22 protein-coding genes, 1 other RNA gene and 1 pseudogene are annotated in these 26,452 nt (G+C 68.9%); 16 read left to right on the forward strand and 8 right to left on the reverse strand.

Annotated elements, in window-relative coordinates; translation table 11 throughout:
* Window positions 1-9: 9 nt before the first annotated feature.
* Window positions 10-849 (reverse strand): aldo/keto reductase, encoded by an 840-nt coding sequence (locus tag KEC56_RS10635; protein WP_175986209.1) that lies wholly within the window; start codon window positions 847-849, stop codon window positions 10-12.
* Between the two features lie 59 nt (window positions 850-908).
* On the opposite strand from KEC56_RS10635, the gene KEC56_RS10640 reads away from it, so the two are divergent.
* From KEC56_RS10640 to rnpB, 4 genes are all read left to right on the forward strand, one after another.
* Window positions 909-1,286 carry a YchJ family protein gene (locus tag KEC56_RS10640; protein ID WP_227530922.1) on the forward strand — a complete coding sequence of 126 codons (378 nt, stop codon included), beginning with the start codon at window positions 909-911 and terminating at the stop codon, window positions 1,284-1,286.
* Window positions 1,283-2,014, forward strand: coding sequence for a zinc ribbon domain-containing protein (locus KEC56_RS10645; protein ID WP_227530923.1), 732 nt, complete (start codon window positions 1,283-1,285; stop codon window positions 2,012-2,014). The genes KEC56_RS10640 and KEC56_RS10645 overlap by 4 nt, the downstream gene beginning before the upstream one ends.
* Window positions 2,011-3,702, forward strand: coding sequence for a bifunctional 3'-5' exonuclease/DNA polymerase (locus KEC56_RS10650; protein ID WP_227530924.1), 1,692 nt, complete (start codon window positions 2,011-2,013; stop codon window positions 3,700-3,702). The genes KEC56_RS10645 and KEC56_RS10650 overlap by 4 nt, the downstream gene beginning before the upstream one ends.
* A gap of 14 nt (window positions 3,703-3,716) precedes the next feature.
* Window positions 3,717-4,091: RNase P RNA component class A (gene rnpB, locus KEC56_RS10655), an RNA gene on the forward strand.
* A 74-nt stretch (window positions 4,092-4,165) separates the two neighbouring features.
* Here the strand turns inward: rnpB and ppgK are convergent.
* A complete protein-coding gene (gene ppgK, locus KEC56_RS10660; RefSeq protein WP_175986213.1) occupies window positions 4,166-4,909 on the reverse strand; it encodes a polyphosphate--glucose phosphotransferase in 744 nt (247 codons plus the stop codon).
* Window positions 4,910-4,978: 69 nt separating this feature from the next.
* Here ppgK and KEC56_RS10665 point away from each other — a divergent pair, with 69 nt between their 5' ends.
* The 8 genes and pseudogenes from KEC56_RS10665 (at window position 4,979) to KEC56_RS10700 (ending at window position 14,464) form a co-directional block, all read left to right on the forward strand.
* Window positions 4,979-5,218 (forward strand): SPOR domain-containing protein, encoded by a 240-nt coding sequence (locus KEC56_RS10665; RefSeq protein WP_227530925.1) that lies wholly within the window; start codon window positions 4,979-4,981, stop codon window positions 5,216-5,218.
* A gap of 15 nt (window positions 5,219-5,233) precedes the next feature.
* Window positions 5,234-6,571 (forward strand): glutamine synthetase family protein, encoded by a 1,338-nt coding sequence (locus tag KEC56_RS10670; RefSeq protein ID WP_227530961.1) that lies wholly within the window; start codon window positions 5,234-5,236, stop codon window positions 6,569-6,571.
* Between the two features lie 4 nt (window positions 6,572-6,575).
* Window positions 6,576-9,551 (forward strand): bifunctional [glutamine synthetase] adenylyltransferase/[glutamine synthetase]-adenylyl-L-tyrosine phosphorylase, encoded by a 2,976-nt coding sequence (locus KEC56_RS10675; RefSeq protein ID WP_227530926.1) that lies wholly within the window; start codon window positions 6,576-6,578, stop codon window positions 9,549-9,551.
* Between the two features lie 4 nt (window positions 9,552-9,555).
* On the forward strand, window positions 9,556-10,473 hold the full coding sequence (locus KEC56_RS10680) for a diacylglycerol/lipid kinase family protein (RefSeq protein WP_227530927.1): 918 nt from the start codon (window positions 9,556-9,558) through the stop codon (window positions 10,471-10,473).
* A 698-nt stretch (window positions 10,474-11,171) separates the two neighbouring features.
* Window positions 11,172-12,263 (forward strand): hypothetical protein, encoded by a 1,092-nt coding sequence (locus KEC56_RS10685; protein ID WP_227530928.1) that lies wholly within the window; start codon window positions 11,172-11,174, stop codon window positions 12,261-12,263.
* Between the two features lie 75 nt (window positions 12,264-12,338).
* Window positions 12,339-12,665 (forward strand): transposase, encoded by a 327-nt coding sequence (locus KEC56_RS10690; RefSeq protein WP_227530962.1) that lies wholly within the window; start codon window positions 12,339-12,341, stop codon window positions 12,663-12,665.
* Window positions 12,666-12,737: 72 nt separating this feature from the next.
* Window positions 12,738-13,982: pseudogene (locus tag KEC56_RS10695) on the forward strand (IS3 family transposase).
* Window positions 13,983-14,053: 71 nt separating this feature from the next.
* Window positions 14,054-14,464 (forward strand): hypothetical protein, encoded by a 411-nt coding sequence (locus tag KEC56_RS10700; RefSeq protein WP_175986217.1) that lies wholly within the window; start codon window positions 14,054-14,056, stop codon window positions 14,462-14,464.
* Window positions 14,465-14,663: 199 nt separating this feature from the next.
* Here the strand turns inward: KEC56_RS10700 and glnA are convergent, their stop codons facing one another.
* On the reverse strand, window positions 14,664-16,088 hold the full coding sequence (gene glnA / locus KEC56_RS10705) for a type I glutamate--ammonia ligase (RefSeq protein WP_175986218.1): 1,425 nt from the start codon (window positions 16,086-16,088) through the stop codon (window positions 14,664-14,666).
* A 122-nt stretch (window positions 16,089-16,210) separates the two neighbouring features.
* Between glnA and KEC56_RS10710 the strand changes: the two genes are divergently transcribed.
* Entirely contained in the window at window positions 16,211-16,606 is a 396-nt protein-coding gene (locus KEC56_RS10710) for an RDD family protein (RefSeq protein ID WP_227530929.1), read from the forward strand.
* A gap of 3 nt (window positions 16,607-16,609) precedes the next feature.
* On the opposite strand, the gene KEC56_RS10715 is transcribed toward KEC56_RS10710, so the two are convergent.
* Window positions 16,610-17,098 carry an ATP-dependent zinc protease family protein gene (locus tag KEC56_RS10715; RefSeq protein WP_175986219.1) on the reverse strand — a complete coding sequence of 163 codons (489 nt, stop codon included), beginning with the start codon at window positions 17,096-17,098 and terminating at the stop codon, window positions 16,610-16,612.
* 17 nt (window positions 17,099-17,115) lie between these two features.
* Between KEC56_RS10715 and KEC56_RS10720 the strand changes: the two genes are divergently transcribed.
* Window positions 17,116-18,300, forward strand: coding sequence for a RimK family alpha-L-glutamate ligase (locus KEC56_RS10720; RefSeq protein WP_175986220.1), 1,185 nt, complete (start codon window positions 17,116-17,118; stop codon window positions 18,298-18,300).
* A 27-nt stretch (window positions 18,301-18,327) separates the two neighbouring features.
* On the opposite strand, the gene KEC56_RS10725 is transcribed toward KEC56_RS10720, so the two are convergent.
* On the reverse strand, window positions 18,328-19,038 hold the full coding sequence (locus KEC56_RS10725; protein ID WP_175986221.1) for a DUF4191 domain-containing protein: 711 nt from the start codon (window positions 19,036-19,038) through the stop codon (window positions 18,328-18,330).
* A 106-nt stretch (window positions 19,039-19,144) separates the two neighbouring features.
* Here KEC56_RS10725 and KEC56_RS10730 point away from each other — a divergent pair, with 106 nt between their 5' ends.
* Window positions 19,145-20,614: a hypothetical protein gene (locus tag KEC56_RS10730; protein ID WP_227530930.1), complete on the forward strand. Its 1,470-nt coding sequence runs from the start codon at window positions 19,145-19,147 to the stop codon at window positions 20,612-20,614.
* 14 nt (window positions 20,615-20,628) lie between these two features.
* Here KEC56_RS10730 and sucB read toward each other — a convergent pair whose 3' ends face one another.
* The 3 genes from sucB to KEC56_RS10745 all read right to left on the reverse strand — a co-directional run bounded on the left by sucB (window position 20,629) and on the right by KEC56_RS10745 (window position 25,327).
* Window positions 20,629-22,413, reverse strand: coding sequence for a 2-oxoglutarate dehydrogenase, E2 component, dihydrolipoamide succinyltransferase (gene sucB / locus KEC56_RS10735; RefSeq protein ID WP_227530931.1), 1,785 nt, complete (start codon window positions 22,411-22,413; stop codon window positions 20,629-20,631).
* Between the two features lie 65 nt (window positions 22,414-22,478).
* Window positions 22,479-23,852, reverse strand: a complete 1,374-nt coding sequence (gene lpdA, locus KEC56_RS10740; RefSeq protein WP_227530932.1) for a dihydrolipoyl dehydrogenase — start codon at window positions 23,850-23,852, stop codon at window positions 22,479-22,481.
* Window positions 23,852-25,327 (reverse strand): leucyl aminopeptidase, encoded by a 1,476-nt coding sequence (locus KEC56_RS10745; RefSeq protein WP_227530933.1) that lies wholly within the window; start codon window positions 25,325-25,327, stop codon window positions 23,852-23,854. The genes lpdA and KEC56_RS10745 overlap by 1 nt, the downstream gene beginning before the upstream one ends.
* Window positions 25,328-25,429: 102 nt before the next feature.
* Here KEC56_RS10745 and KEC56_RS10750 point away from each other — a divergent pair, with 102 nt between their 5' ends.
* Window positions 25,430-26,374, forward strand: a complete 945-nt coding sequence (locus KEC56_RS10750) for a proteasome assembly chaperone family protein (protein ID WP_175986225.1) — start codon at window positions 25,430-25,432, stop codon at window positions 26,372-26,374.
* Window positions 26,375-26,452 lie beyond the last annotated feature (78 nt).

The following is a 26,452-nucleotide window of genomic DNA, read 5'->3' on the forward strand; positions in this document are numbered from 1 at the left end:
TTCGGATCCTCAGGACTCCTCGTGCGTGCGCGGATCCGCGTCGAACAGACGGCCGTCCGGGCGCCCCAGCGCGCTGATCGCCTCGACCTCCGCGTCGTCCAGCACGACGGATGCCGCGGCGAGGTTCGCCTTCTGGTGCTCGAGTGACGACGCCTTCGGGATCGCGACGCTGCCCCGTGCCACATGCCAGGCGAGGACTGCCTGAGCGGGGGCGATGTCGTGTGCGCGTGCGACCTCGACGATCACCGCCTCGTCGAGCAGCGCCTTCGCCCGACCGATCGGACTCCACGCCTCGGTGATGATGCCGTGCTCGCGGTGATACTCCAGCTGCTCGGCCTGCGGGAAGTACGGGTGCAGCTCGATCTGGTTGACGACCGGTAGCACGCCCGTCTCGCGCTCGAGGCGCTCCAGGTGCTCGGGGAGGAAGTTCGACACGCCGATCTGGCGCACGGTGCCTCGCTCCCGGGCCTCGACGAGAGCGGCCCACGCCTGGACGTACTCGTCCTGGATCGGGTTGGGCCAGTGGATCAGGTGCAGGTCCGTCGCGTCGAGGCCGAGACGGAAGCGGCTCTCCTCGATGCTCCAGCGCGCCTTCTCGGACGGGTGGTGGCGCCCTGGCAGCTTGGTCGTGACGATCACCTCGGCACGATCGGTGGCGGCATCCGCGACGCCGCGTCCCACCGTGCCCTCGTTCTCATAGTTGAAGGCGGAGTCGACCAGTCGGTACCCGGCGTCGATGCCGGCCGCGATCGCCGCCGCCCCGGCGTCGCCGTTGAGCCTGTAGGTGCCGAGTCCGATCGCCGGAAGGGTGAAGCCGTTGTGCGCGGTGCGAAGGGGGAGAGCGGTCATCCTCACAGCGTACGGCCCCCGTCCGCGCTGGGCATGTCCGCACGGGGCATGATGGACGCATGCGCTGCCCTTGCACGTCCGGTGACACCTACGACGGATGCTGCGGACCGATCCTGTCCGGCGCGATCGCCGCGCCCACAGCCGTCCGCCTGATGCGCTCGCGCTTCACGGCGTTCGTGACCGGCGACGCCGAGCATCTGCTGCGCTCCTGGCATCCCTCGACGAGGCCGGCCGGAATCGATCTCGACCCCGACATCCGCTGGACGCGGCTAGACATCCTCGACACCGTCGCCGGAGGTCCGTTCGACGCGGACGGGGTCGTGGAGTTCGCAGCGTTCTTCCGCGAGGACGGTGCACCGGGCTCGATGCGCGAGCGGAGCCGTTTCGTCCGGGAGAACAGGACGTGGCTGTACCTGGACGGTAGATTGGACGTGTGAACGCCAGCCCCGAGCACCAGCACATCCTCCTCGACGTCGCCGAACTCGACCGACGCCTCGAACAGGCCGAGAAGCAGCGGACGACCCCGGCGCAGGGCGCCAGGATCAACGAGCTCGCCAAGGAGCGTCAGGAGCAGCTGCGCGAGCTCACCGCCCTCACCGGCAGCCGCGACGACATCCGCACGGAGCTGACCAGGCTCGAATCCGACGTCAAGGTCACCGAGCAGCGGCGCACGCGCGACACCGAGCGCCTGGCGGCATCCACGAATCCGAAGGACGCGCAGGCGCTCGAGCACGAGCTCGCCAGCCTCGCCCGCCGCATCAGCGACCTCGAGGACTCCGAGCTCGACGTCATGGGACGCCTCGAGGAGGCCGATGCGGCTGTCGCCGCCCAGCAGGCGCTCATCGACACGACCACAGCCGAGGGACAGCAGCTCACCGCGGCGGCGAAGGCGCAGATCGCCGCCGCCACCACCGAGATCGAGCAGCTCACGCGGGATCGCGAGGCCGTGACCGCGGATGTGCCCGCCGACCTCCTGGCCGAGTACACCCGCCGTGCCTCGCGCGGCATCGGCGTCGGACTGCTCCGGCGAGGCACGTGCGAGGGCTGCCGCATGATGCTCTCCGGGACGCACCTGGGCGAGATCCGCCAGGCCGCCGCGGATGCCGTGATCTCGTGCCCGGAGTGCGGCGCGATCCTCGTGCGCACCGACGAATCCGGTCTGTGAGCGGAGAGCCGGCAGCCGATCAGCGGATCCTGCTGGCACAGACAGAGACGGGCCTCGCCGCTGTGCCCCTGGTGGCAGGCGAGCCGGCGACCGAGATCATCGAGCTCGGCGGCGACGGCATCGCCGAGTGGGTCGCGCGGGAGGAGGAGCTCCGGAGTCCGCGGTGGGTCATCCGCAGCGCACGCGACCTCTATCCGCGACTGCTCGCGGCCGGCGTCCGTCTGACGCGCACGCACGATCTGGTTCTGTGTCACGCGATCCTCCGCGACACGGACGTCGTCGCGCGCCCGCTCGCGCCGTCCGAGGACTGGATCCCGCGGCAGCCGGACACGGCGGAGCCGGCCCTGTTCGATGCCGATGAGCGAGGCGGACCGATGCCGATCGCCGAGCTCGTGGCGCAGTACCGGGAGCAGGTGCGGGTGATCGGATCCGATCGGACGGGCCGTCTGGCGCTGCTGTGCGCCGCGGAATCCGCCGGTGGCCTCATCGCCGAGGAGATGCGTGCGGCGGGTCTGCCCTGGGACGCCGACGAGCACGACCGCATCCTCACCGAGGTGCTCGGTGCCCGCCCCGCGGGAGGCGGGATGCCGGCGCACATGCTCGCGCACGCCGAGGCGGTGCGGTTCCATCTGGGCGCCCCCGGCCTGCACCTCGACAGCCATCCGAAGCTCCTGAGGGCTCTGCACCGCGTCGGTGTCAACGTCGAGTCGACGAGCCAGTGGGAGCTCGGCGAGATCTCGCATCCGGTGATCGCCCCTCTGCTGGCCTACAAGAAGCTCTCGCGGCTCATGAGCGCGAACGGCTGGGCGTGGCTGACCGAATGGGTTCGCGACGGACGCTTCCGCCCCGTCTACATCCCCGGCGGTGTCGTCACCGGCCGCTGGGCATCATCGGGCGGGGGAGCGCTGCAGGTCCCGCGCATCCTGCGTCCGGCCGTCCGCGCCGACCCGGGCTGGATGCTCGTCGTCGCCGACGTCGCGCAGCTCGAACCCCGGATGCTCGCGGCGATGTCGGCCGACCGCGCGATGGCGGAGGCCGCGCGGGGGCAGGACCTCTACGCCGGCGTCGTGGCGTCCGGAGCGGTCGTCACCCGTGAAGAGGCCAAGTACGCCGTGCTCGGCGCGATGTACGGCGCGACCACGGGGGACAGCGGCAGGCTCGTGCCGCGCCTGCGCAAGGTCTACCCGCGAGCCATGCACCGCGTCGATGAGGCCGCGCGCATCGGCGAGGACGGGGGCGTCGTCTCGACCTGGCTCGGTCGGTCGTCGCCGCGGCCGGATGCCGGCTGGCAGGCTCAGCAGGCCGCGGCCACAGGTGCCGACACGGATCCCGCCGACGTGAAGCGCGCCCGGGCCAGAGCTCGTGATCGGGGCCGTTTCACCCGTAACTTCGTCGTTCAGGGAACGGCTGCGGAGTGGGCGCTGATCTGGCTCGCCGAGATCCGGCACCGACTGCGACAGCTCCCCGATGCGGCCGCGCCGGCGCCGGGATCCGGGCCGTTCGCACGGCAGGCGCACCTGGCGTTCTTCCTGCACGACGAGGTGATCCTGCATGTGCCGCAGGAGCAGGCGGATGCCGCGGCATCCGCTGTGCGCGAGGCCGCGGCCGTCGCGACCCGCCGCCTGTTCGGCGACTTCCCGATCGATGTGCCCCTCGACCTGAAGATCGTGCGGACCGCCGAGAAGTAGACTGGCAGTGCGAATGGGGCGGCTGGACGGTCGCGTTGCGGGCAACCGCACCGAGGAACGTCCGGGCTCCGCAGGGCAGGACGGTGGGTAACGCCCACCCGGAGTGATCCGCGAGAAAGTGCCACAGAGAGCAGACCGCCTCCGCGCTTCGGCGCGCGAGGTAAGGGTGAAAGGGTGGAGTAAGAGACCACCGGGGGCCGTGGTGACACGGCCTGCCAGGTAAACCTCGTCCGGAGCAAGGTCAGACAGAGGATGATGACGCGGCTCGCCGAGTCCTCGGGTAGACCGCTGGAGCGGCACGGCAACGTGTCGCCGAGAGAGATGGCCGTCGAAGGGACACCCCGAGAGGGGCCCCGGAACAGAACCCGGCGTACAGGCCGCCCCATTCGCACCCACACCGCAAGGCCGCGCCGAGACAGCTCCGAGTCGGCGCAGTCTCGGCGCGGCCTTGCAGGTTCGAGTGTCAGTCGCCTGCCAGGGACGCGGCGCCGATGATGCCCGAGTTGTTGCGGTGGATGGCCGGCACGATCGGAGTCTTCAGATCCAGCAGCGGCAGGAAGTCATCGGCGTTCTTCGAGACGCCGCCGCCGACGACGAACAGGTCGGGGCTGAACAGGAACTCGATGTGCGAATAGAACGCCTGGAGCCGCTCCGCCCACTCGGCCCAACTGAGCCCTTCGCGCTCGCGCGCCGATGTCGCAGCCCACTGCTCGACGGACTCGAACCCGCGGAAGTTGAGGTGCCCGAGCTCGGTGTTGGGAACGAGTATGCCGTCGTAGATGAACGCCGAGCCGATGCCCGTGCCGAGCGTCGTCATCAGCGTCAGGCCGCGGACATCCCGCGCAGCGCCGTGCCGCGCCTCCGCGACTCCGGCCGCGTCGGCGTCGTTGACGAAGACGATGTTGCGCTCGAGGCCGTCGCGGAAGAAGCGCTCGGCGTCGAAGTCCAGCCACTGCTTCGAGACGTTCGCCGCAGACAGCGTCTTGCCGCGCTTGACGATCGCCGGGAAGGCGACGCCGAGCGGCATCGCCGTCTTGACGTCGAGCTTCTCGAGGACGGTCTTCACGGCCGTGAGCACGTCCTCCGGGGACGCGCCCTCAGGGGTGGGGACGCGCACGCGGTCCGACGCCATCGTGCCGTGCTCGAGGTCGACGATTCCTGCCTTGATGCCTGTGCCGCCGATGTCGACGCCGATCGCTTTTGCCATGGTGAATAGCCTAGCCAGAGCCGGCCGCGCCACTAGGATCGTGACGAAGCCTTTATGAAGGGATTTGCCATGACTCGGGGAGAAGATTCGTACATGTCGAGCGGTGAGCGCAAGTACTGGTACAACACGACCTCGGGCGAGGTCGAGTACGGGTACATCTCGCCGGCGGTCGATCGTGTCGGTCCGTTCGACACCGCCGAGGCTGCGGCGAACGCGATGCAGACGTTGCGCGAGCGCGCGGAGGCGTGGGCCGTCGAGGAGCGCATCGACGACGACTGGCACAAGACCACCGATGTGGACGGGAAGTAGCGGCGCTTCATGAGCATGGACAAGCAGCGGGACTTCGTTCTCCGCACCATCGAGGAACGCGGCGTCAAGTTCGTCCGACTCTGGTTCACCGACGTGATCGGCACGCTCAAGTCGGTGGCGATCGCCCCGGCTGAGGTCGAGGGCGCCTTCACGGAGGGCATCGGCTTCGACGGTTCGGCGATCGAGGGTCTGACGCGCACGTACGAGTCCGATCTTCTCGCCCAGCCCGACCCGACCACGTTCCAGATCCTGCCGTGGCGGGGCGAGATCGACCCGACCGCGCGCATGTTCTGCGACCTGACCACCCCCGACGGTCAGCCGGCGGTGGCCGACCCCCGCAACGTGCTCAAGCGCACGCTCGCGAAGGCCGCGGACGCCGGGTTCACGTTCTACACGCACCCCGAGATCGAGTTCTACCTGCTGAAGTCGTCCGTCATCGGCCCCGAGGGCCCCGTCCCCGTGGACTCCGCCGGCTACTTCGACAACGTGCCGGGCGGCACGGCGCACGACTTCCGCCGGAGGTCGGTGCGGATGCTCGAGGACCTCGGCATCTCCGTCGAGTACAGCCATCACGAGGGCGGACCCGGCCAGAACGAGATCGACCTCCGCTACGCCGACGCCCTGACGACGGCGGACAACGTCATGACCTTCCGCACCGTGGTCAAGGAGGTCGCCATCGAGCAGGGCGTCTACGCGACGTTCATGCCCAAGCCGATGAGCGACCAGCCGGGCAGCGGCATGCACACGCACATGTCGCTGTTCGAAGGCGACCAGAACGCCTTCTGGGAGGAGGGCGCCCAGTACCAGCTCTCCAAGGTCGGCAGGCACTTCATCGCCGGTCTCCTCCGGCACGCGCACGAGATCTCGGCGGTCACCAACCAGTTCGTGAACTCGTACAAGCGGCTGTGGGGCGGCGACGAGGCGCCGAGCTTCGTCACGTGGGGGCATGCGAACCGCTCCGCGCTCGTCCGAGTGCCGATGTACAAGCCCAACAAGAGCCAGTCGTCGCGCGTCGAATACCGGGCGCTGGATTCAGCGGCGAACCCGTACCTCGCCTACGCTCTGCTGCTCGCGGCAGGACTGAAGGGCATCGAGAACGAGTACGAGCTGCCCGCAGAGGCCGAGAACAACGTGTGGTCGCTCAGCGACGCCGAGCGCCGCGCACTGGGCTACACATCGTTGCCTGCCAGCCTCGACCACGCACTGGAGTTCATGGAGGGCTCCGAGCTCGTCGCCGAGACCCTCGGCGAGCAGGTCTTCAACTACGTGCTGCTGAACAAGCGCAAGGAGTGGGAGGCCTACCGCGGGCAGGTCACGCCTTTCGAACTCAAGAGCAACCTCGAGCTGCTCTGAGAGGATGGCTCGCTCGGAATCGGCACTGTCGCGATCTGCGCTGGCGAGGCTCGGCTTCACCGTGTTGAGCACCGGCGCCGAGGCGATCGGCGAGCTGTCGACGACTCTGGGCGTCGAGCCCGCCGATCTCGTCGACGGTGCAGTCGCCGCTGACCCCGATGCGGCGGTCACCCGGATGCTGCGGGTTGCGCGTCGCGCGACGAGTCCGCTCGCGGGGCTGCTCGCGGACGGGCGCACGCGTCCGATCGTGTGGCGCGTCTTCGGGGCCTCGAACGGTCTGGCCGACTTCTTTCTCCGGCATCCGCATGAGCTCTCGGTGCTCGCGGAGGTCGGTTCGCTCGTGCCCAGTGCGTCCGCGCTCAGCGAACGGATGCTGGCTGCCGTGGGCGCAGCGGACGGGGTCGCATCCTCCGGTGACGAGTCCGCCTGGGTCGCCCTGCGGATCGCCTATCGCCGCGCGATCGCCGAGATCGCGGCCATCGACCTGTGCACCCCGGAGCCGGCGTCCCGGATCGCCGCCATCTCGGCCGCCCTCGCCGATGCCGCGGGCGCAGCGCTCGAGGCGTCGCTGGCCGTGGCCCGCGTCCGGGTGGCCTCGGCCTACCCGGCCGAAGATGTCGCGCTCACGCAGCTGGCGATCATCGGGATGGGCAAAGCCGGCGCGCGCGAGCTCAACTACGTCAGCGACGTGGACGTCATCTTCGTCGGGGGCACCGCCGACGACGACGCCCTCGAGGAGGGCCGCGCGATCGACATCGCGACGCGTCTCGCCCGCGAGACGATCAAGGGCATCTCCGGCATCGAAGTGGAGCCGCCTCTGTGGGAGGTCGACGCGAACCTGCGCCCGGAGGGCAAGCAGGGCGCACTCGTCCGCTCGCTCGGCTCGCACCTGGCCTATTACGACCGATGGGCGAAGAGCTGGGAGTTCCAGGCGCTGCTGAAGGCCCGACCGATCGCGGGCGACGAGGCGCTGGGAGCGGCATATCTCGAGGCGGTGCAGCCCAAGATCTGGTCGAGCGCGGCGCGGGAGGACTTCGTCGACAGCGTGCAGCGGATGCGCGAGCGCGTGACCGAGCACGTCGACCCCGAGGATGCCCCGTTCCAGTTGAAACTCGGCATCGGGGGGCTGCGGGACATCGAGTTCACCGTGCAGCTGCTGCAGCTCGTCCACGGTCTGACCGACGAGACGATCCGCACCCGCGGCACGCTCGAGAGCCTGGACGCGCTCGTCGCCGGCGGGTACATCGGCCGGGCGGACGCCGCGACGTTCGCGGCCGACTACCGCACGCTGCGTCTCATGGAGCACCGGGCTCAATTGAAGGACCTCACGCGCACGCACCTGATGCCGCGCACGCCGGAGGGGCAGCGGGAGCTCGCGCGTGCCACGGGCCTGGCCGACACGGCAGAGGGCATCTGGAGCGTGTGGGAGCAGGCGCGCCGTGAAGTCCGCGACATCCACACCCGGCTGTTCTACCGACCGCTGCTCAGCGCCGTGGCCGCCCTGCCGGAGGGGGAGAGGACCCTGTCGACCGAGCAGGCGCACGACCGCCTCGCCGCGATCGGCTTCCGTGATCCCGCCGGCGCACTGCGGCACATCGGGGCGCTCACGTCAGGGATCAGCCGCAAGGTCACGATCCAGCGGCATCTCATGCCGGTCATGGTCCGCTGGTTCGCCGACGGCAGCGACCCCGACTACGGGCTGCTCGCGTTCCGGCGCATCAGCGAGCGTCTGGGCGACACGTCGTGGTTCCTGCGGATGCTGCGCGACTCTGCCGGAGCAGCCGAGAGCCTCACCATGCTGCTGTCCTCTTCGCGGTACATCGGAGAGCTCCTCGAGGGCATCCCCGAGTCGGTCGCCTGGCTGGACAGCACCGATCGGCTGCGGCCCAGGAGCCCGGAGAAGCTCGATGAGGAGGCACGGGCGATCCAGACCAGGCACGCCTCGGTGACCTCGGCCCTGAAGGCGGTGCGGGCACTGCGCCGGCGCGAGCTGCTGCGGACCGCGATGGGTGGCGTCCTCGACGTGATCACGATCGAAGAAGTCGCCGCGGCGCTCACATCCATCACCGAGGTGACGATCCAGGCGGCGCTTCGAGCCGTGCGCCGCGAGGTCGTCCCGCCCGAGGACGACGCGTTCGAGTTCGCGATCATCGGCATGGGCCGGTTCGGCGGCGCCGAGCTCGGATTCGGGTCGGATGCCGACATCCTGTTCGTGTACGACGCCGCGGGGGTCGCGCCCGAGCGGGCGCAGCAGTTCGCGACGCAGATCGTCGCAGGGCTCCGCGAGCACCTCACCGACAACCGTGTGCCGCTCGACCTGGACGCGGATCTGCGGCCGGAGGGCCGGAGCGGACCCGTCGTGCGCTCTCTGGGCGCGTACACGGAGTACTACCGCCGGTGGTCGGTGTCGTGGGAGGCCCAGGCGCTCCTGCGTGCGCGAGGGGTCGCCGGCAGCGAAGGACTCATCGCGCGGTTCATGGCCATGGCGGACAGCATCCGATATCCCGCCGAGGTCGACGAACAGGGCGTGCGCGAGATCAAGCGCATCAAGGCACGCGTCGAGGGCGAGCGCCTGCCGCAGGGGGCCGATCCGCATCGGCACCTCAAGCTCGGTCCCGGTGGCCTGAGCGATGTGGAGTGGCTCGTGCAGCTCATCCAGCTGCAGCACGCGCACAGTGTTCCCCCGCTGCGCACGACATCCACCTTCGGCGCTCTGGAGGCCTCCGTCGCTGCGGGACTGATCGACGAGACGGACGCGGAACTGCTGCGCGAGGCCTGGCGGCTCGCGTCCCGACTGCGCTCGGCCATCACGCTGCAGACGGGACGGACGAGCGACGTACTGCCCTGGGACCGGCGGGAGCTCGATGCGCTCGGACGGCTGCTCGGCTACCCGGAGCGCTCGGCGAGTGCCGTGGAGGAGGACTATCTCGGGACGACGCGCCGTGCGCGCCGTGTCTTCGAGCAGTTGTTCTACGGTTGAGCACATGACTGCGCACTCCTACGGCATCGTGTGGAACCCTTCGAAGATCGACGAGGACACTCTCAGGGCGGCGGTCGCCGATCATCTCGGTGATGACGTGCGCTGGTGGGCGACCAGCGAGGAGGACCCCGGGCGCGGAATGGCCGAAGACGCCGTCGCGGACGGATGCGCCACGGTGATCGCCGTCGGCGGCGACGGCACCGTGCGAGCGGTCGCCGAGGCTCTCGCCGGGACGGACGCGGCGCTGGGCATCGTCCCGCAGGGGACGGGCAACCTGCTCGCGCGCAACCTCGAGGTGCCGCTGGATGACATCCCGGCGGCCCTGCGGCGGATCGCGCAGGGCGACGAGCGCCGCATCGACCTCGGGTGGGTGCGTCACGGCGACGAGGACGAGCGCGCGTTCGCCGTCATGGTCGGCTTCGGCGTCGACGCGCAGATGCTCGTCGAGACCGACGACGACCTCAAGAGCAGGGCCGGCTGGCTCGCGTACGTCGAGGCCATGGGGCGGGCCTTGGCCGGTACGGAGATGACCGAGGTGTCGGTCACGATCGACGAAGACGAGCCGCAGGAGGTGCGCGGACACACGATGCTGATCGGGAACTGCGGCATGGTCCAGGGCGGTCTGCGCCTGCTGCCGGACGCGAAGCTCGACGACGGTCGCCTGGATCTGCTGCTGGTGAGCTCGGAGGGCGCGCTCCAGTGGATCGACACGGTCCGCTCCGTCGTGTGGGAGAACGGCATCCGCCGCCTTCTCACCGGAGGCGAGTCCGCCGTGAGTACGGACTCGACGCACTTCCACACGGCCGAGCGCGTGCGGGTCGAGCTGGCGCGGCCTCAGCAGTTCGAGATCGACGGCGAGGAGGTCGGAGAGGTCTCGGTGTTCGAGGTCCGGGTGCAGGCAGGCGCGCTGCGCGTGCTCTGAGACGCGCAGAGGCCGCCCCGATCGAACCGGGGCGGCCTCTGCGCTGATCGGGTGTCAGAGGCCGAAGTACAGCTCGTGCGGGAGTCGGGAAAGTGTAGCCGCGGATTCACGCCGATCCCCGCTCTCGCGAACTGGATGGAGTTGCCACTCGCGGGTCACCAGCAGCATGAAATCAGCACACGCCCCGCTCAAATGCGGAGAGCCATTTATCTCTGCAGTAGACGCCCGGCCCGTCTTCGGCGCCTCGTGCCACACATGCCTTCCCGCTCGGGTTGCGGCGGGCCATAATTCGCCTTTCACGTGCCCGGCTTGCCGTCTTCGGAGCTGGGCCTTGACACCCCTGCACCGGGTACCCCCGCATCAGTACCGCACCTGCCGCTGGCAGTCGATGCATCACCTGTCCGAACGGAATCGACCGGCCCCACGCTGATCACTGCTCCCAGACCGCCGAAGCACTTCAACCGATCCGTCACTGCAGCATCATCGAGAAGCCATCCTCGACACCGGCAGGTCCCGGGCCCGCTGGCTGTGATGTCTTCGCGCTGGCGGCGTCGGCGGGGAGAGGATTTCGCAGTGAGCAGCACCGCTCTTTCCGGGATCGAGGCGACCACCGAATCCGGCCCTCGGTGCTGCACGAAACCTTGGGGGCTCCATCGAGCCAGTAGCAATCCGGCCCGTGGTTGCCTCATCATGGAGCAGTGACTGCTGAGCGTTGCGGATCCACCGCCGATCCTGCCGAACCCCTTTCCGATGCCGAGCTGCTCATCGGCCTGGTGGTCTCACCATCCCTGAGTGCGGTGCTCGGCCCCGAGGTCACCACCTCGGTGCGCCAGATTCTGGTGCAGCGGTATCCGGGAGTGCGCTGGCAACTGAAGATGGCCGAAGACCGGCTGGTCGATCCACCCACCGAGACCTTGGACCTGCTGGAGGCGGCCCGAAACCGCGTGCTGGAGGAGAACTGGGATTTGGCCGTGGTGCTCACCGAGATCCCCCTGAAGACCGGCCGACGTCCGGTGCTCACCCAGCTCAGCCCCGTGCACGGGGTAGGACTGGTCTCCGTCCCAACCCTGGGACCCGTGCACGTGCGGCAGAAGGTGCAAGAGACCACCGTGCACGTGGTCGAGCAGCTCCTGGGCTACGACGCCGAAGACCGCAACGCCCAGCGGGATCTTGCTCGAAGAGCCCACCAGCTGTCCACCGATCTCGACGAACGCCCGGACGACAACGTCGTGCAGTTCACGGCCCGAGTGCTGAGCGGCAACGTGCGGCTGCTGCTGGGCATGATCCGCGCCAACCAGCCTTGGGCCTTCGTGGCCCGGCTCTCCCGGGCGATGGTCGTGGCAGCGGCCACCGGCATGCTGACATTGGTGGCCTCGGACCTATGGGTACTGGCCATGGCCTACGGGCCGGTGCGCCTGGTCCTGCTGGCGGTGATGGCGATCGGGGCGGTGAGTGTCACCCTGATCCTGGGAGCCGACCTGTGGGAGCGCCCACGGCGGCGAGCCCAACGTGAGCAGGTGATCCTGTTCAATTTGGCCACCACCGCGACCGTGGCCATCGGGGTTGTGGTGTTCTACCTCGGCTTATTCATCCTGTCCTGGGTCGGCGCGCTGCTGCTCATCGACGAGCAGGTACTGGCCGGTATCGCCGGTCACCCAGTGAACGCTTTGGACTACGCGAAGATCAGCTGGCTCACCGCCAGCCTGGCCACCGTGGGCGGAGCACTAGGAGCTGGACTGGAGGACGACGATGTGGTGCGCGCCGCTGCCTACACCCGGTCCAGCACCTGACACAGCCCCAGACAGAAGAAACTGAAACATCTACGCGTTGATGCCACGTCTATGCAGGTGTCATTGCCGGTCGTGATGACTTGGTGGGCTCAGCGCAGTGCGCTGCCTCGTACTCGGCGGGTGGGGCGTTGCCGAGGCGGGTGTGCGGGCGGGCGCTGTTGTACCTGTCGATCCGGGATCCGCACCGCCCTGCCGGACGCGCGGATCGCAGTCGACAAGTGGCATCTCGTCGCCCTCGCCAACCTCATGGTCACCCAGGTCCGTCAACGGATCACCCGGCAACTGCACGGCCGCCGCGGCACCGCCACCGACAAAGTCTGGGCCAGCCGGCAACTGCTGCTCACCGGCTACGAGCAGGATCAGCAAGCAAGAACGACCTCGTGTACATCCGCAACGCACTGAAACCGGGGGCTTGACCCCTGATCTTGGACACGCTGATTCCAGCACGATGCTGGGGAAGCGAGAATCTGAGGGATGGCAAGGAAGAACTACACGGACGAGTTCCGGCAGCGTGCGGTGGATTTGTACGAGTCCACGCCGGGCGCGACGCTGAAAGCGATCGCGGCCGATTTGGGGATCTCCCGGGGTGCGTTGAAGGAATGGGTCGACAAGCTCGGATCCGGGACCGCTGCGGCCGGTTCGGTGTCGCCGCCGGTGTCGGTGCGGGCGGAGTCGCAGGCGGCGAGGATCATCCGGTTGGAAGCCGAGTTAGCGGTCTCGAGAGCGGAGCAGGTCAAGCTCGAGACGGAGCGGGACATCCTCCGTCAGGCGGCGAAGTATTTCGCTGCGGAGACGAACTGGTGAACCGCTTCCAGTTCGTCGAGGACCACAAGGACGCCTACGGCGTGAAGCGGTTGTGTGAGGTCATCGAGATCGCCCGGTCCTCGTTCTACGCGTGGCTGGCCGCAGCCCCGGGACGGGCCGCGCGAGCCGCGGACGACGCCCGGTTGGCGGCACGGATCCGGGTGCTGCAGGACCCCGCGCAGGGTGGTGACCGCGCCTACGGGGCACCGAGGATCACTGCCGACCTCAACGACGGCGTCCCCGCCGCCGGGCGGGTGAATCATAAGCGGGTCGCTCGGGTGATGCGGGAACACGCGCTCGCGGAGATCCGACTGCGCCGCCGGGTGAAGACCACGATCCCGGACCAGTCCGGACGGAAGTTCCCCGACCTGATCGGGCGGGACTTCAGCACCGGGGAGCCGAACCGCAGGTGTCGGCGATATCACCTACCTCCCCATCGCGGACGGCAGCAACCTGTATCTGGCGACCTGCATCGACCTCGGGTCGCGCAAGCTCGCCGGCTGGCAGGTCGCCGACCACATGCGCACCGAACTCGTCGAAGGCGCTCTCCGCGGCGCGCACCGCGACCGCGGATCGCTGGCCGGCGCAGTGTTCCACAGCGACCACGGCTCGGTCTACGCGTCGAAAGCCTACGCAGCACTCTGCGAGCAGCTCAAGGTGACCCAGTCCATGGGCGCGGTGGGCACGAGCGCCGACAACTCGCTGGCCGAGAGCTTCAACGCCGCGCTCAAACGCGAGCTCCTCCAAGGCGCGTCGGCGTTCCCCGATCAAGCCACCGCCTACCGGGCCGTGTTCCGGTGGACGAACCGATACAACACGCGCCGACGCCACTCCGCGATCGGCCAGATCACCCCGAACAGCTACGAGAACACCTACGCGGCCGCGAGATCAGCTACCCTCACGGAAGCGGCATAACCGAAATGACACCGTGTCCACGATCCGGGGTCAAGGCCCCCGCGCTTGCGGGAACTCCCGCCGCACGACATATGGCGCAGAACCTGATCCGGCAAGCGGAGTTTGGCGGAGCTATCCCCGACACCCATGCTGCAAAGCAGGCTGTTGTCGCCAGTGAGCCGTTGCTCATCGCCGACCTCATCGCGCCCCACTCAGGAGAGTTGGGCGTCTCGGCTGAAGTGCACGGTGTGCTCGACGGGATCCTTGAAGAGCTTCGCGCTAACGCGCTCACGGATGCCTCGGCGCGAAACGTTCAATCGCGCAGTGCGCTCGCGTCGATTTCGCTGCCGCTCACCTTGCAGGGGCTTCTCAATGCTGAAGTCGGGCTCGCGCTGGAGCTGATGTTCGGCGCGTTGCCACCGGAACGATGGGCTGCGGTGCCAGCGGTCAGCTACGCCGTCGCGCCTGATCTCACACGGGCTCCCGTCGGTGGGCTGCTGTAGCAGCGAACCGTCGAGCCAGCGCGTTGTTCGCGTGGGCAGAAGCGGGCATCCACGCTGTCCGAAGACCTGTCCGTTTACTCCCCGTAGCCGTCCGTAAACGTCCACAGATAGTCTGAGCCCCAGACGGCGATTGCCGCCTGGGGCTCAGTAAACTGCTGGGCTCAGAGACCGGAAGTGTGGCTCTGAGGGCCTGCCGGAATCAGACGCCGAAGTACAGCTCGTACTCGAACGGGTGCGGACGCTGGGCGATCGGGAGGATCTCGTTCTCGATCTTGTACGAGATCCAGGTCTCGATGAGCTCCTCGGTGAACACGCCGCCCTCGGTGAGGAAGGCGTGGTCCTCGCGCAGGGCCTCCAGCGAGTCCAGCAGCGAGTTCGGCACCTGCGGGATGTTCTTGGCCTCCTCGGGCGGCAACTCGTAGAGGTCCTTGTCGACCGGCTCATGCGGCTCGATGCGGTTCTTGATCCCGTCCAGGCCCGCCATGAGCTGCGCGGCGAACGCGAGGTACGGGTTTCCGGAGGCATCAGGCGCGCGGAACTCGATGCGCTTGGCCTTCGGGTTCGAGCCGGTGATCGGGATGCGGATCGCGGCGGATCGGTTTCCGGCCGAGTAGACGAGGTTGACCGGGGCCTCGAAGCCCTTCACCAGGCGGTGGTAGCTGTTGAGGGTCGGGTTGGTGAAGGCGAGCAGCGCCGGGGCGTGCTTGAGGATGCCGCCGATGTACCAGCGGGCGATGTCGCTGAGCTGGCCGTAGCCGGCCTCGTCGTAGAAGAGCGGCTTGCCGTCGTTCCACAGCGACTGGTGGGTGTGCATGCCGGAGCCGTTGTCGCCGTACAGCGGCTTGGGCATGAAGGTGGCGACCTTGCCCCACTGCTCGCACGTGTTCTTGACGATGTACTTGAACTTCAGGATGTCGTCCGCCGAGTGCACCATCGTGTCGAAGCGGTAGTTGATCTCCTGCTGACCGGCCGTTCCCACCTCGTGGTGCGAGCGCTCCAGCACGAAACCGGCGTCGATGAGCTTCAGCGTGATGTCATCGCGAAGATCGGCCGTCTTGTCGACGGGGGAGACGGGGAAGTAACCGCCCTTGTACGGGGTCTTGTTGGCGAGGTTGCCGCCCTCCTCCTCGCGGCCGGTGTTCCACGCGGCCTCCTCGGAGTCGACCTTGTAGAAGCTCTCGCCGGCGGTCACCGAATAGCGCACGTCGTCGAAGATGTAGAACTCCGCCTCGGGGGCGAAGAACGCGGTGTCGGCGATTCCGGTGGATGCCAGGTACTTCTCGGCCTTCTTGGCGACCTGACGCGGGTCCTTCGAGTAGATCTCGCCCGTGCGGGGGTTGTAGATGTCGAAGATCATGACCAGCGTCTTCGCCTCGCGGAACGGGTCGAGGTAAGCGGTCGAGACGTCGGGAATCAGCTGCATGTCCGACTCGTGGATGCTGGCGAACCCGCGGATCGAAGAACCGTCGAACAGCTGCCCATCGGTGAAGAACGCCTCGTCGACGGCCGATGCCGGGATGTTGAAGTGCTGCTGCACCCCCGGAAGATCGGTGAAACGGATGTCAAGGAACTTGACGTCGTTCTCCTTGATGTAGCTCAGCACCTCGGACGAATCGGTGAACATGTATCACTCCTGGATGACGCGGATCGGGGCCTTCAGGCCTGCCTGAACAGTAGGGCGAGGGGATTTCCCTCCCGTGTCCGCTTTGTTTCGGCCATGTTACAGAGCATCGATAGGATCGATCTGTGGCTGACCCGGTGAACACGTACCCAGGAGAGCGTCTCGGCTACCCCGCGGAGGGCCCGGGAAGCATCGCTCGGATCGGTCGCCGAATCGGCGCCCTGGCCATCGACTGGGCCGCTGCGGTGGTCATCTCGATCGCTTTCTTCCAGTACGACTCGCTGGCGACGCTCCTGATATTCGTCGTGGTGCAGATCCTCTTCATCCCGACACTCGGCGGCAGCCCGGGGCACCGCATCCTCGGCATGCGACTGGTGCTTGTCAACGGCGCCTGGGTAGGGCTGTGGCGGCCCATCGTGCGCACGGTCCTGCTGGCACTTGTCATCCCGGCCGTGATCTGGGACGCCGATCAGCGGGGCCTGCACGACAAGGCCGTCGGAACGGCCCTGATCAGGGCGTGACGCTCAGATGCGCCCGCGGTTGCGGCGGCGCATCTCCTTCGGAGCGCGTCCGCCCAGGAACGAACGGGCAGGGTCCACGATGAACCCCCGGCGGAGCGCCTCGCGACCGATCAGCATCCGGAATCCCATCTCGTCGCGCTTGCTGAGCGTCACCTCCGAGACGACCAGCTGATCGACGATGCGGATCGCCAGGAGCACGACCAGGCGCTCCTGAATGTGCCCCGAGGAGCTGCGCACCTCACGGCGGTCGTGGATCGGGCACTCGACGATCGTGGCGTCCGCGTTCGTGTCCTGCCAGGGGTTCACGCGGAACCGCACCCAGGCCTCGCCCTCGCGCTCGAACTCGACCACGTCGAACGCGTGCAGCGATGAGGTGCGCGCACCGGTGTCGATCTTCGCTTTGATCCAATCGACGCCGGCGTCGGGCAGGCTCACCCATTCACGCCACCCCGTAAGAGTGTTTGAATGAGATGTCTTAACCACGCGATACATCTTGGCAGGAAAACCACGTGAAGCTCGCCGTCCTCTCCCGCGCCCCCCAGGCATACTCCACGCAGCGGCTGCGCGCAGCCGCACTGCAACGCGGACACCACGTGAAGGTGCTCAATACGCTCAAGTTCGCGATCGACCTCACCGCGGATGAGCCCGATCTGCATTTCCGCGGCAAGCCGCTCAGCGACTACGACGCGATCCTGCCCCGCATCGGCAGCTCCATCACGTACTTCGGCACGGCGGTGGTGCGGCAGTTCGAGCAGATGGACGTCTACACGCCGAACACGGCCAACGGCATCTCCAGCGCGCGCGACAAGCTGCGGGCGAGTCAGATCCTCTCCCGGCACAACATCGCGATGCCGGCGACGGCGTTCGTGCGCAACCGCGCCGATGTGCGTCCGGCGATCGAACGCGTGGGCGGCGCTCCCGTCGTCATCAAGCTGCTCGAGGGCACGCAGGGCATCGGCGTGATCCTCGCCCCGCAGGTCAAGGTCGCCGAGGCGATCATCGAGACGCTGCACTCGACCAAGCAGAACGTGCTGATCCAGAAGTTCATCTCCGAGAGCCGCGGCCGCGACATCCGCGCGCTCGTGGTCGGTGACCGCGTCGTGGCAGCCATGCGCCGGGTGGCGGCCGGAGACGAGTTCCGCTCGAACGTCCACCGGGGCGGCAGCGTCGAGGCTGTGCAGCTCGACCCCGTCTACGAGCAGGCCGCCGTCCGCTCTGCGCAGATCATGGGTCTGCGCGTCGCCGGCGTCGACATGCTCGAAGGGGACGACGGGCCTCTCGTGATGGAAGTCAACTCCTCACCCGGCCTGCAGGGGATCGAGCAGGCGACCAAGCTCGACGTCGCCGGCGCCATCATCGACTACATCGCGAACCAGGTCGCCTTCCCCGAGATCGATGTCCGGCAGCGGCTGACGGTGTCGACCGGGTACGGCGTCGCAGAGCTGCTCGTGCACAACGCCGCCGAACTCGTCGGCAAGACGCTGGGGGAGTCAGGGCTGTGGGAGCGTGACATCACGGTGCTGACGCTGCACCGCGGCGTGAGCGTGATCCCGAACCCTCGCAAGCACGTGGTGCTGGAGGCGGATGACCGCCTGCTGTGCTTCGGCAAGCTCGACGAGATGCGCTCGATGATCCCCGAGCGCCGGCGTCGCCGGGCGAAGGTGCGCAGGCTTCCCAAGGAAGCGCTGAGCTGAGCTCCGCCGCGCTGGGCCCGCCGTGGCTCAGCGCGGACGCTGAGCGCGGACCTTGGTCGGGTCGATGCCCTTCGGGATGGGGAGGGAGCTCACCGACTGCGACACCGAGTCGATCCGGCGGATGACGGCCGCCATGGTCGTCTTGTCGATGGCGTTCGGCAGCTTCTTGATCGTCTTCGACAGGTCGGAGATCGACACGTCGTCGTCTCCGTGACCCACGTAGTAGACGTTCACGGGCACGCCGTTCGCCACGCGCTGCGCCTTGGAGCGCTCCTCGTTGATGAGGCGGGTCAGGCGGCCGCGGGCGCCCTCGCCGACGACGACGATGCCGCCGCGACCGATCGCGCGGTACACGGCCTCCTGCGTCTTCGGGTTGATGCCGACCGGAGTGTCGGAGGCCTGCCACTTGCGTCCGAGGCTCGTGCTGAGGATGTGACCGGTCGCGCCGGGCATGCCGTCGATCTTCTGGTACATCGCCGTCGTCGACAGGCGTGTCATGAGGAAGAGCGCACCGAGCACGCCGACCATCAGACCCGTGATCGCCCAGAGGATGAGAGACCAGATCTGGAACGGCGGGATCAGGTAGCCGACGACGAGGCCGAGGAGGATGCCGGCGACGAGGATCGCGATCTGCACCCACGGCAGCCACGGGTAGACCTCACGTGTGAACCGGAAGAGGGACTTGATCTGGGAGAAGAACCCAGGACGCTTTTCGGGTTCGGGAGCACGCTTAGCCATACCGACCAGGATACCGACTCCGTGGCCGCCCCACGCGCGCGTTCGCGGGCGGCGCACTCGTCCTGCACCGGGCGCCGCGCCGTGCACGCTGTCCACATTCGTGGGAGTGGGCATCGTCGCCGCCGTCGCGTTGCGCTTCGATGATGGGATGACCGAGATGGATGCCGACGCCGACCGGACCGGCCTCGTACCGGGGGCGCATCGACTGATCCGCGCGCTCCGCGGAAGCGAAGGGCCGTTCGAGGGCGCACTCGTGGGGCATGAGGACGGCGTCGCGGTCAGCGTCGACGCCGAAGCACTGGCGGGCTGGGGCGGCTGGGCGCACTCCGGAGCCGATCACATATGCGGAGTGCTGGATGTGCGCCGCACTCGTGACGGGCACGAAGCGCTCCTACCGTGGTGCACGCAGCGGGTGGAGGCGTTCCTCGGCAAGCGACAGGCGGCAGGCGAGAACCTGTCGCCCGGCGAGATCGCCACCCTGGCGGCGAGTCTGATGCGAGGAATCCGTGAGCTCGGCAGCGATGCGGAGGGCAGCGGTGGCGAGTGGTGGTTGACCGGCGACGGCCGTCCGCTCTTCGTGCAGGGCGAGGGCGGCGCGGCTCGGGCGCAGACGGCTGGGCTTCTCGACCGCATCGTCGAGCACACCGCAGATCGGCCGACGGTCAGGGTGATCGAGGAGATGGCCGGTGCGCTGCGGGAACGTCGTCATCACGCTGACGACGAACTCCGCTGGGAGCAGGAGCTGTTCGCGCAGGCAGCGCCCCGCGCGCTGCGTCTGGATGTGTTCGCTCCGGAACGCGCCCGCGACGTGGGCACGCGCAGGCAAGCCGGCCCGGCGACGGGTGCGAGGAGTGCCGTGCGGGTCCGGCGCCGGGTGACGCGCGCCCACGACTCGCCAGAACGCCGGCTCATCGACACGGTGCGAGGCGCGGCACGGGGCGTCGTCGAACGCCTGTCTGCGCTGTTCGCCCGCGTCCACCGCTGCGTCCGGCGGCCGCGCGGTACGGCGCCAGCCCCTGCGCGCCGATCTCATCGGCGCCCGCTGATGCTCGCCGCACCTCTCGCGGCCGTCGTGCTGATCGCCGGCCTGATGTGGCCGCAGGGAGAGGACACGGGGGCGGCCGAAGCCGCTCAGCGCTCGGTCGACACGGGTGAGGCGGCGGCCGAGCTGAGCGAGGATCCCGCCCCGGACGCCACGGAGCCCGCAGGTGAACCCGAGACGGACGAATCCGAGTCGGACGACTCCGAAGCACCGAAACCGGTCGACGACCCCGAGGACGCGCTGTCGGCCGTCCCCACGATCCTCGACACCCTCGAGACCTGCGCTGGGGCTGAGGCTGAGACATGCCCGTCGGTGCTGGTCGACGGAGTCACCGGGCCGACAGACGGGCTGGCGGCACAGGGGTCGCACGCCAGCACGGCGACACTGGTCGACGACTACGGGGATGTGGCCGTGGTGCGGCTCACCGCGACCGCGGAGGGGTCCTCAGCGGCGGAGCAGATGCTCGTGCTCGAGCGCCGGGACGAGAAATGGCTGGTGCGCGACGTCTATGACGTCGCGCACCAGCCGGAATAGATGCTGAGCTGTGATCAGGCCCCGAGGTTGCCCGCGAAGTCCGCGGACTCGAGACGCTGCTTGATCGCACCGAGGAAGCGAGCGGCGTCCGCACCGTCGATGATCCGGTGGTCGTACGAGATCGCGAGGTATACGTACGAGCGGATCGCGATCGCGTCGACACCGTCGACCGTCACGACACCGGGACGCTTGAAGACCGTTCCGGTTCCGAGGATCGCGGACTGCGGCAGGAACACCAGCGGCGTGTCGAACAGCGCGCCGCGCGAACCTGTGTTCGTCACGGTGAAGGTGCCGCCGGCGAGCTCGTCGGGCTTGAGCTTGTTGTCGCGGGTGCGGGCGGCGAGATCGGCGATCTCGTGCGCGAGCTGGGCCAGGTTCTTCGTCGCCGCGTCGCGGACGACGGGAGTGAGCAGGCCGCGCTCGGTGTCGACGGCGATCGAGATGTTCTCGGTCGCCGGGTAGACGATGTTCTCGCCGTCGACGGTCGCGTTGATGATCGGGAACGCCTGCAGCGCCTCGGCGGCCGCGAGCGTGAAGAACGGCAGGAAGGACAGCTTGTCGCCGGTCTTCTTCTGGAACTCGTCCTTGACGCTGGTGCGGTAGTTCGCGAGGGCCGTGACATCGACCTCGACGAAGGTCGTCAGCTGCGCCGTCTGCTGCATAGAGGCGACGGCGCGCTCGGCGACGACCTTGCGCAGACGCGACATCTTCTGTGTCGTGCCGCGCAGCGGCGAGACCTCGAGCGGGGCCGGAGCGGGCGCTGCGGCTGCAGCAGCGGGGGCTGCGCCCTTCGCCTCGGCGGCCTTGAGGACGTCCTCCTTGCGGATGCGTCCGCCGACGCCCGAACCGGTGACGGTTGCGAGATCGACGCCCTGCTGGGAGGCGAGGCGGCGCACCAGCGGCGTCACGTAGAGCGAGCCCTTGTCGTCGCCCGACGAAGCAGATTCCGCGGCGGGAGCCGCCGGGGCCGGCGCCGCGGGCGCGGCGGGTGCAGGAGCGGGCGCGGCCGGTGCGGATGCAGGAGCCGGCTCGGCTGCGGGAGCAGGAGCAGCTTCGGCGGCCGGGGCGGCCTCAGCAGCGGGAGCCTCCGCAGCGGGAGCCTCCGCGGCGGGGGCCTCGGCAGCGGGAGCCGGAGCCTCAGCGGCGGGAGCCTCGGGTGCCGCGCCGGAGCCGACGCGAGCCAGAACGCCGCCGACCTCGACGGTCTCGTCCTCGCCTGCGACGATCTCCTGCAGGACGCCTGCGACCGGCGAGGGGATCTCGGTGTCGACCTTGTCGGTCGAGATCTCCAGCAGCGGCTCATCGACGGCGACCTCATCGCCGACCTGCTTCAGCCAGCGGGTCACGGTGCCCTCGGTTACGCTCTCTCCGAGCTCCGGCAGGCGGATGTCGGTCGCGTCGCCGGACGGCGCGGCTGCAGGCGCGGGCGCCTCCGCAGCGGGCGCCTCCGCGGCGGGGGCCGCCTCAGCAGGCGTCTCCTGCGCAGGTGCGGCCTCGGCAGGAGCCTCTTCGGCGGCCGGCTCAGCGGCGGCCGGGGCATCCGAAGCCGGGGCAGCGGCGCTGCCGTCGCCGATACGGGCGAGAAGGGCCCCGACCTCGACGGTCTCGTCCTCGGCGACGAGGATCTCCTCGATCACGCCGCTGACAGGCGAGGGGATCTCAGTATCGACCTTGTCGGTCGAGATCTCGAGCAGGCCCTCATCCGCCTGGACGGTGTCTCCGACCTGCTTCAACCAGCGGGTGACCGTACCCTCTGTGACGCTCTCTCCGAGAGCGGGGAGGACCACGGATGTGCTCATGACGGAGTCTCCTTCAAGAATGTGAATGACGTGTTCAAGCTTAGTGACCCTGGCACCGGTTGGTGTCAGAGGGCGTGGAGTGGTTTTCCGGCGAGGGCCAGGAACGCCTCGCCGAGCGCCTCGCTCTGGGTCGGATGCGCGTGGATGAGCGGAGCGATGTCCTCGGGGTGGGCTTCCCACGCGACGGCCAGCTGCCCCTCGGTGATCAGCTCGCCGACACGATCGCCGAGCAGGTGGACGCCGAGGACGGGGCCGTCCTTGAGGCGAACGACCTTGGCGAGGCCCGCCGTTCCGATGATCTCGCTCTTGCCGTTGCCTGCGAGGTTGTACTCGTACGAGACGACGGCATCCGCGCCGTGCTCGTCGACGGCGGCCTGCTCCGTGACGCCCACCGAGGCGACCTCCGGGTTGCAGTACGTGATCTTCGGGATCTGCGACTCGGGGATCGGCGCAGGGGAGAGGCCGGCGATGCGTTCGGCGACCGCGATTCCCTGCAGGAATCCGCGGTGCGCGAGCTGCAGGCCCGGCACGATGTCGCCGACGGCCCACAGGTTCGGGACGCCGGTGCGCAACTCCTCATCGACGATCACGAAGCCGCGGTCGAGCGTGACGCCCGCCTCCTCGAAGCCCAGGTCCGCGGTCGCGGGACCACGCCCGACAGCGACGAGCAGGTAGTCGCCGGTGAACGTCTTGCCGTCCTCCAGCGTGACCGTGACGCTCTGGTCGTCCTGTGTCGCGGTCTGGAAGCGGGTGCCGAGCGAGTACTGGATGCCGCGGCGGCGGAACGCCCGCTCGAGCCCCTTGCTCAGCGCGATGTCCTCGTTGGGGACGAGGTGCGGCAGGGCCTCGATGATCGTCACCTCGGCGCCGAACGAGCGCCAGACGCTGGCGAACTCGACGCCGATGACGCCTCCGCCGAGCACGAGGACGCGCTCGGGGACGACGTCGAGGGCGAGGGCCTGCTCGCTGGTGAGGATGCGCCCGCCGATGTCGAGCCCGGGAAGCGAGCGGCTGTACGACCCCGTCGCCAGCACGACATCGGTGCCGGAGTACACGTCGTCGCCGACCGACACCGTTCGGTCGGCGTTCAACCGACCGGTGCCGGAGACGGTCGTGATCCCGCGCGCCTTGATGAGGCCCTCGAGTCCCTTGTACTTCTTGGCGACGATGTTCTCGCGGTAGGTGCGGACGCCGGCGGCATCCACCCCGTCGAACGTCGCGCCGACGCCGACTGAAGCGGCATCGTGCACATGATCGGCGACCTCTGCCGCGTGGAGCAGCGCCTTGGTCGGGATGCAGCCGCGGTGCAGGCACGTGCCGCCGACCTTGTCCTTCTCGATCAGCGCGACGCTCTTGCCGAGCTCGGCGGCGCGGAGGGCGGCGGCGTACCCGCCGCTGCCCCCTCCGAGGATGACGAGATCGAAGGTGTGCGTGGTCATCAGGCCTCCTTGGCGCGTGCTTCGGCGAACGCGACGAGCGAGCGGACGGTCGCGCCGGTCGCGCCCTTGTCCGTGAATCCGTAGGGGGAGCCGGCGTGCTCCGACGAGCCGGCGATGTCCAGATGCACCCACGGGATGCGCGGGGCGTCCTCGGCTTCGCCGGTGCGGCCGACGAAACGCCGCAGGAAGAGGCCCGCGAACATCGACCCGCCGGAGCGGTCGCCCATGTTGGCGTTGATCATGTCGGCGATGGGGCTCTCGAGCGAGTCCTCCATGTACTCCGGCAGCGGCAGCGCCCACGCGAGCTCGTCGGCCGACTCGGCGGCTGCCAGATACTCGGCGACCGCATCGTCGTCGCCCATGACACCGGTGTGGCGGTGTCCGAGGGCCACGAGGATCGCGCCGGTGAGGGTTGCGACGTCGAAGATCACGTCGGGATTCTCGCGGCTGGCCGACACGAGCCCGTCGGCGAGGACCAGCCGGCCCTCGGCATCCGTGTTGAGCACCTCGACGGTCTGGCCGTCCAGCATGCGCAGCACGTCGCCGGGCCTGGTCGCACTGCCCGAGGGCATGTTGTCGGTGATGCACATCCACGCCGTCACGCGGACGGGGAGCTTCAGCTCGGCGATCGCGCGCAGCGCGGCCAGGACGGTCGCCGATCCCGCCATGTCGAACTTCATGCCGACCATGGAGGCTGCGGGCTTGAGGGAGAGTCCACCGGTGTCGAACGTGATGCCCTTGCCGACGAGGGCGATGTGGGTCGTGGCGCCGGCGGGGGAGTAGTCGAGGTGGACGACGCGCGGCGGGCGATCGGAGCCCTGCGCGACGCCGAGCACGCCACCGAATCCCTGCTCGGCGAGCATCTGCTCGTCGAGGACGTCGACGGAGACGTCGAGGTCGGCGACGGCATCCACCGCGCTCTGGGCGAGATCGGCCGGGCTCTGCCATTCGGCGGGGACCGAGACGAGGTCCTTAACGAGCGCGAGCGCGTCCCCGAGCACGCGGGCGCGCTCGATGTCGGCCGCCGTGATCGAGGCGCTGTGCACGGTGACGGACTCGGCGCGGCTCTTGCCGGGCTTCGCGCGGTAGCCGTCGAAGCGGTAGCCGCCGTAGACGGCCCCCTCGGCTGCTGCAGGAGCGAACTCGTCGAGCGGCGCGGCGACCGCCAGAGCGACATCGGCGAATCCGGTGAGCGAGCGCAGCGCCGTGCCGGCGGCATCCCGCACCGATGCCGCGTCCGCATTCTTGCCCGCGCCGACGACGGCGAACGGGAGCGAGGTCACCTCGGGGGCGTGGACGCGGGCGAACGAGGACGCGGCGCCCGTGAAGCCGATGGCCTGCAGCACGTCTTTCAGGCCCGGCAACGCGTCCAGTGCGTCGGGGAACGCCTCGAGATCCGGGACGACGAGCACTGCGGCGTCGGCAGCGCTCCCGGGAAATGGACTGTCGGTGTGCGAGAGCGCAGGAAGCGTCATGCCTCCATCCTAGGCACCGCCGCGGGGGCCGCCCCCAGGCCTGTTCGCTGTGAGCAAGACCGCGGCGCGCCCCGTGTCCGCTCCTGCTCGTAGCATGGAGGCATGCCCGTCTCCGGAGAGCTGTACGAACGCGTCGCGAACGCGCCCGCCGTCCCGCAGGGGCTGCCCCTGGTCATCCTGCTCACCGGATTCACGGATGCCGGCAGCGCCGTATCCGGTCTGATCGACCACCTGCGCGACGTCGCGGACCCGCAGCCGGTCGCCGTGTACGACAACGACCTGCTCCTGGATTACCGGGCGCGCCGCCCCATCTTCGTGTTCGAGCAGGACCACCTCACCGAGCTCCGCCCCGCCCGGCTCGAACTCTCCATCGCGCACGACACACTCGGGCAGAGATTCCTGCTCCTGTCCGGATACGAGCCGGACTTCGCGTGGAACGCCTTCGCGCAGAGCGTGCTCGACTTCGCCGACGAATTCCAGGTGTCAGGCGTCAGCTGGGTGCACTCGATCGCGATGCCGGTGCCGCACACCCGCCCGATCAGCACGACCGTCAGCGGCAATCGCAAGGAGATCACGGCGAGCCTGTCGGTATGGCGCCCGCGGACGCAGGTCCCGGGTACGGCGGGCCACCTTCTCGAGTACCGGTTCGCCGAGCGGGGCGACCGCGTGGTCGGATTCGTCCTCCTCGTGCCGCACTATCTCGCAGACACCGAGAACCCGGAAGCGGTCATCGCGGCCGCCGATCGCGTCATGGGAGCGACGGGCCTGGTCCTCTCGCTCGACGACCTGCGCGAGAGCCGGGAGGAGTTCCTCGCCAAGGTCGACGAGCAGGTCGCCGGCAACGACGAGCTGCGTCAGATGGTGCACACCCTCGAGAACCGCTACGACGCCTACATGGCGGGGCGCGACCCGGAGGACGCCGACCGCTTCGACGAGGGCGGTTTCGACGAGCGCGACCTTCCCAGCGCAGACGAACTGGCGGCCGAGTTGGAACGTTATCTCGCGACCCGCCCGCCCGGCGACGACGACAAGCGCCCTCGCTCCTGAGCCGAGTTCCGGTCGGATGCGTCCTGCGCCCGATTCGTGTGCGATACTGGTTATCCGACCCATTGTCAATGGCCCGCG

It is taken from the genome of Microbacterium tenebrionis (assembly GCF_020682665.1).
Classification (GTDB): domain Bacteria; phylum Actinomycetota; class Actinomycetes; order Actinomycetales; family Microbacteriaceae; genus Microbacterium; species Microbacterium tenebrionis.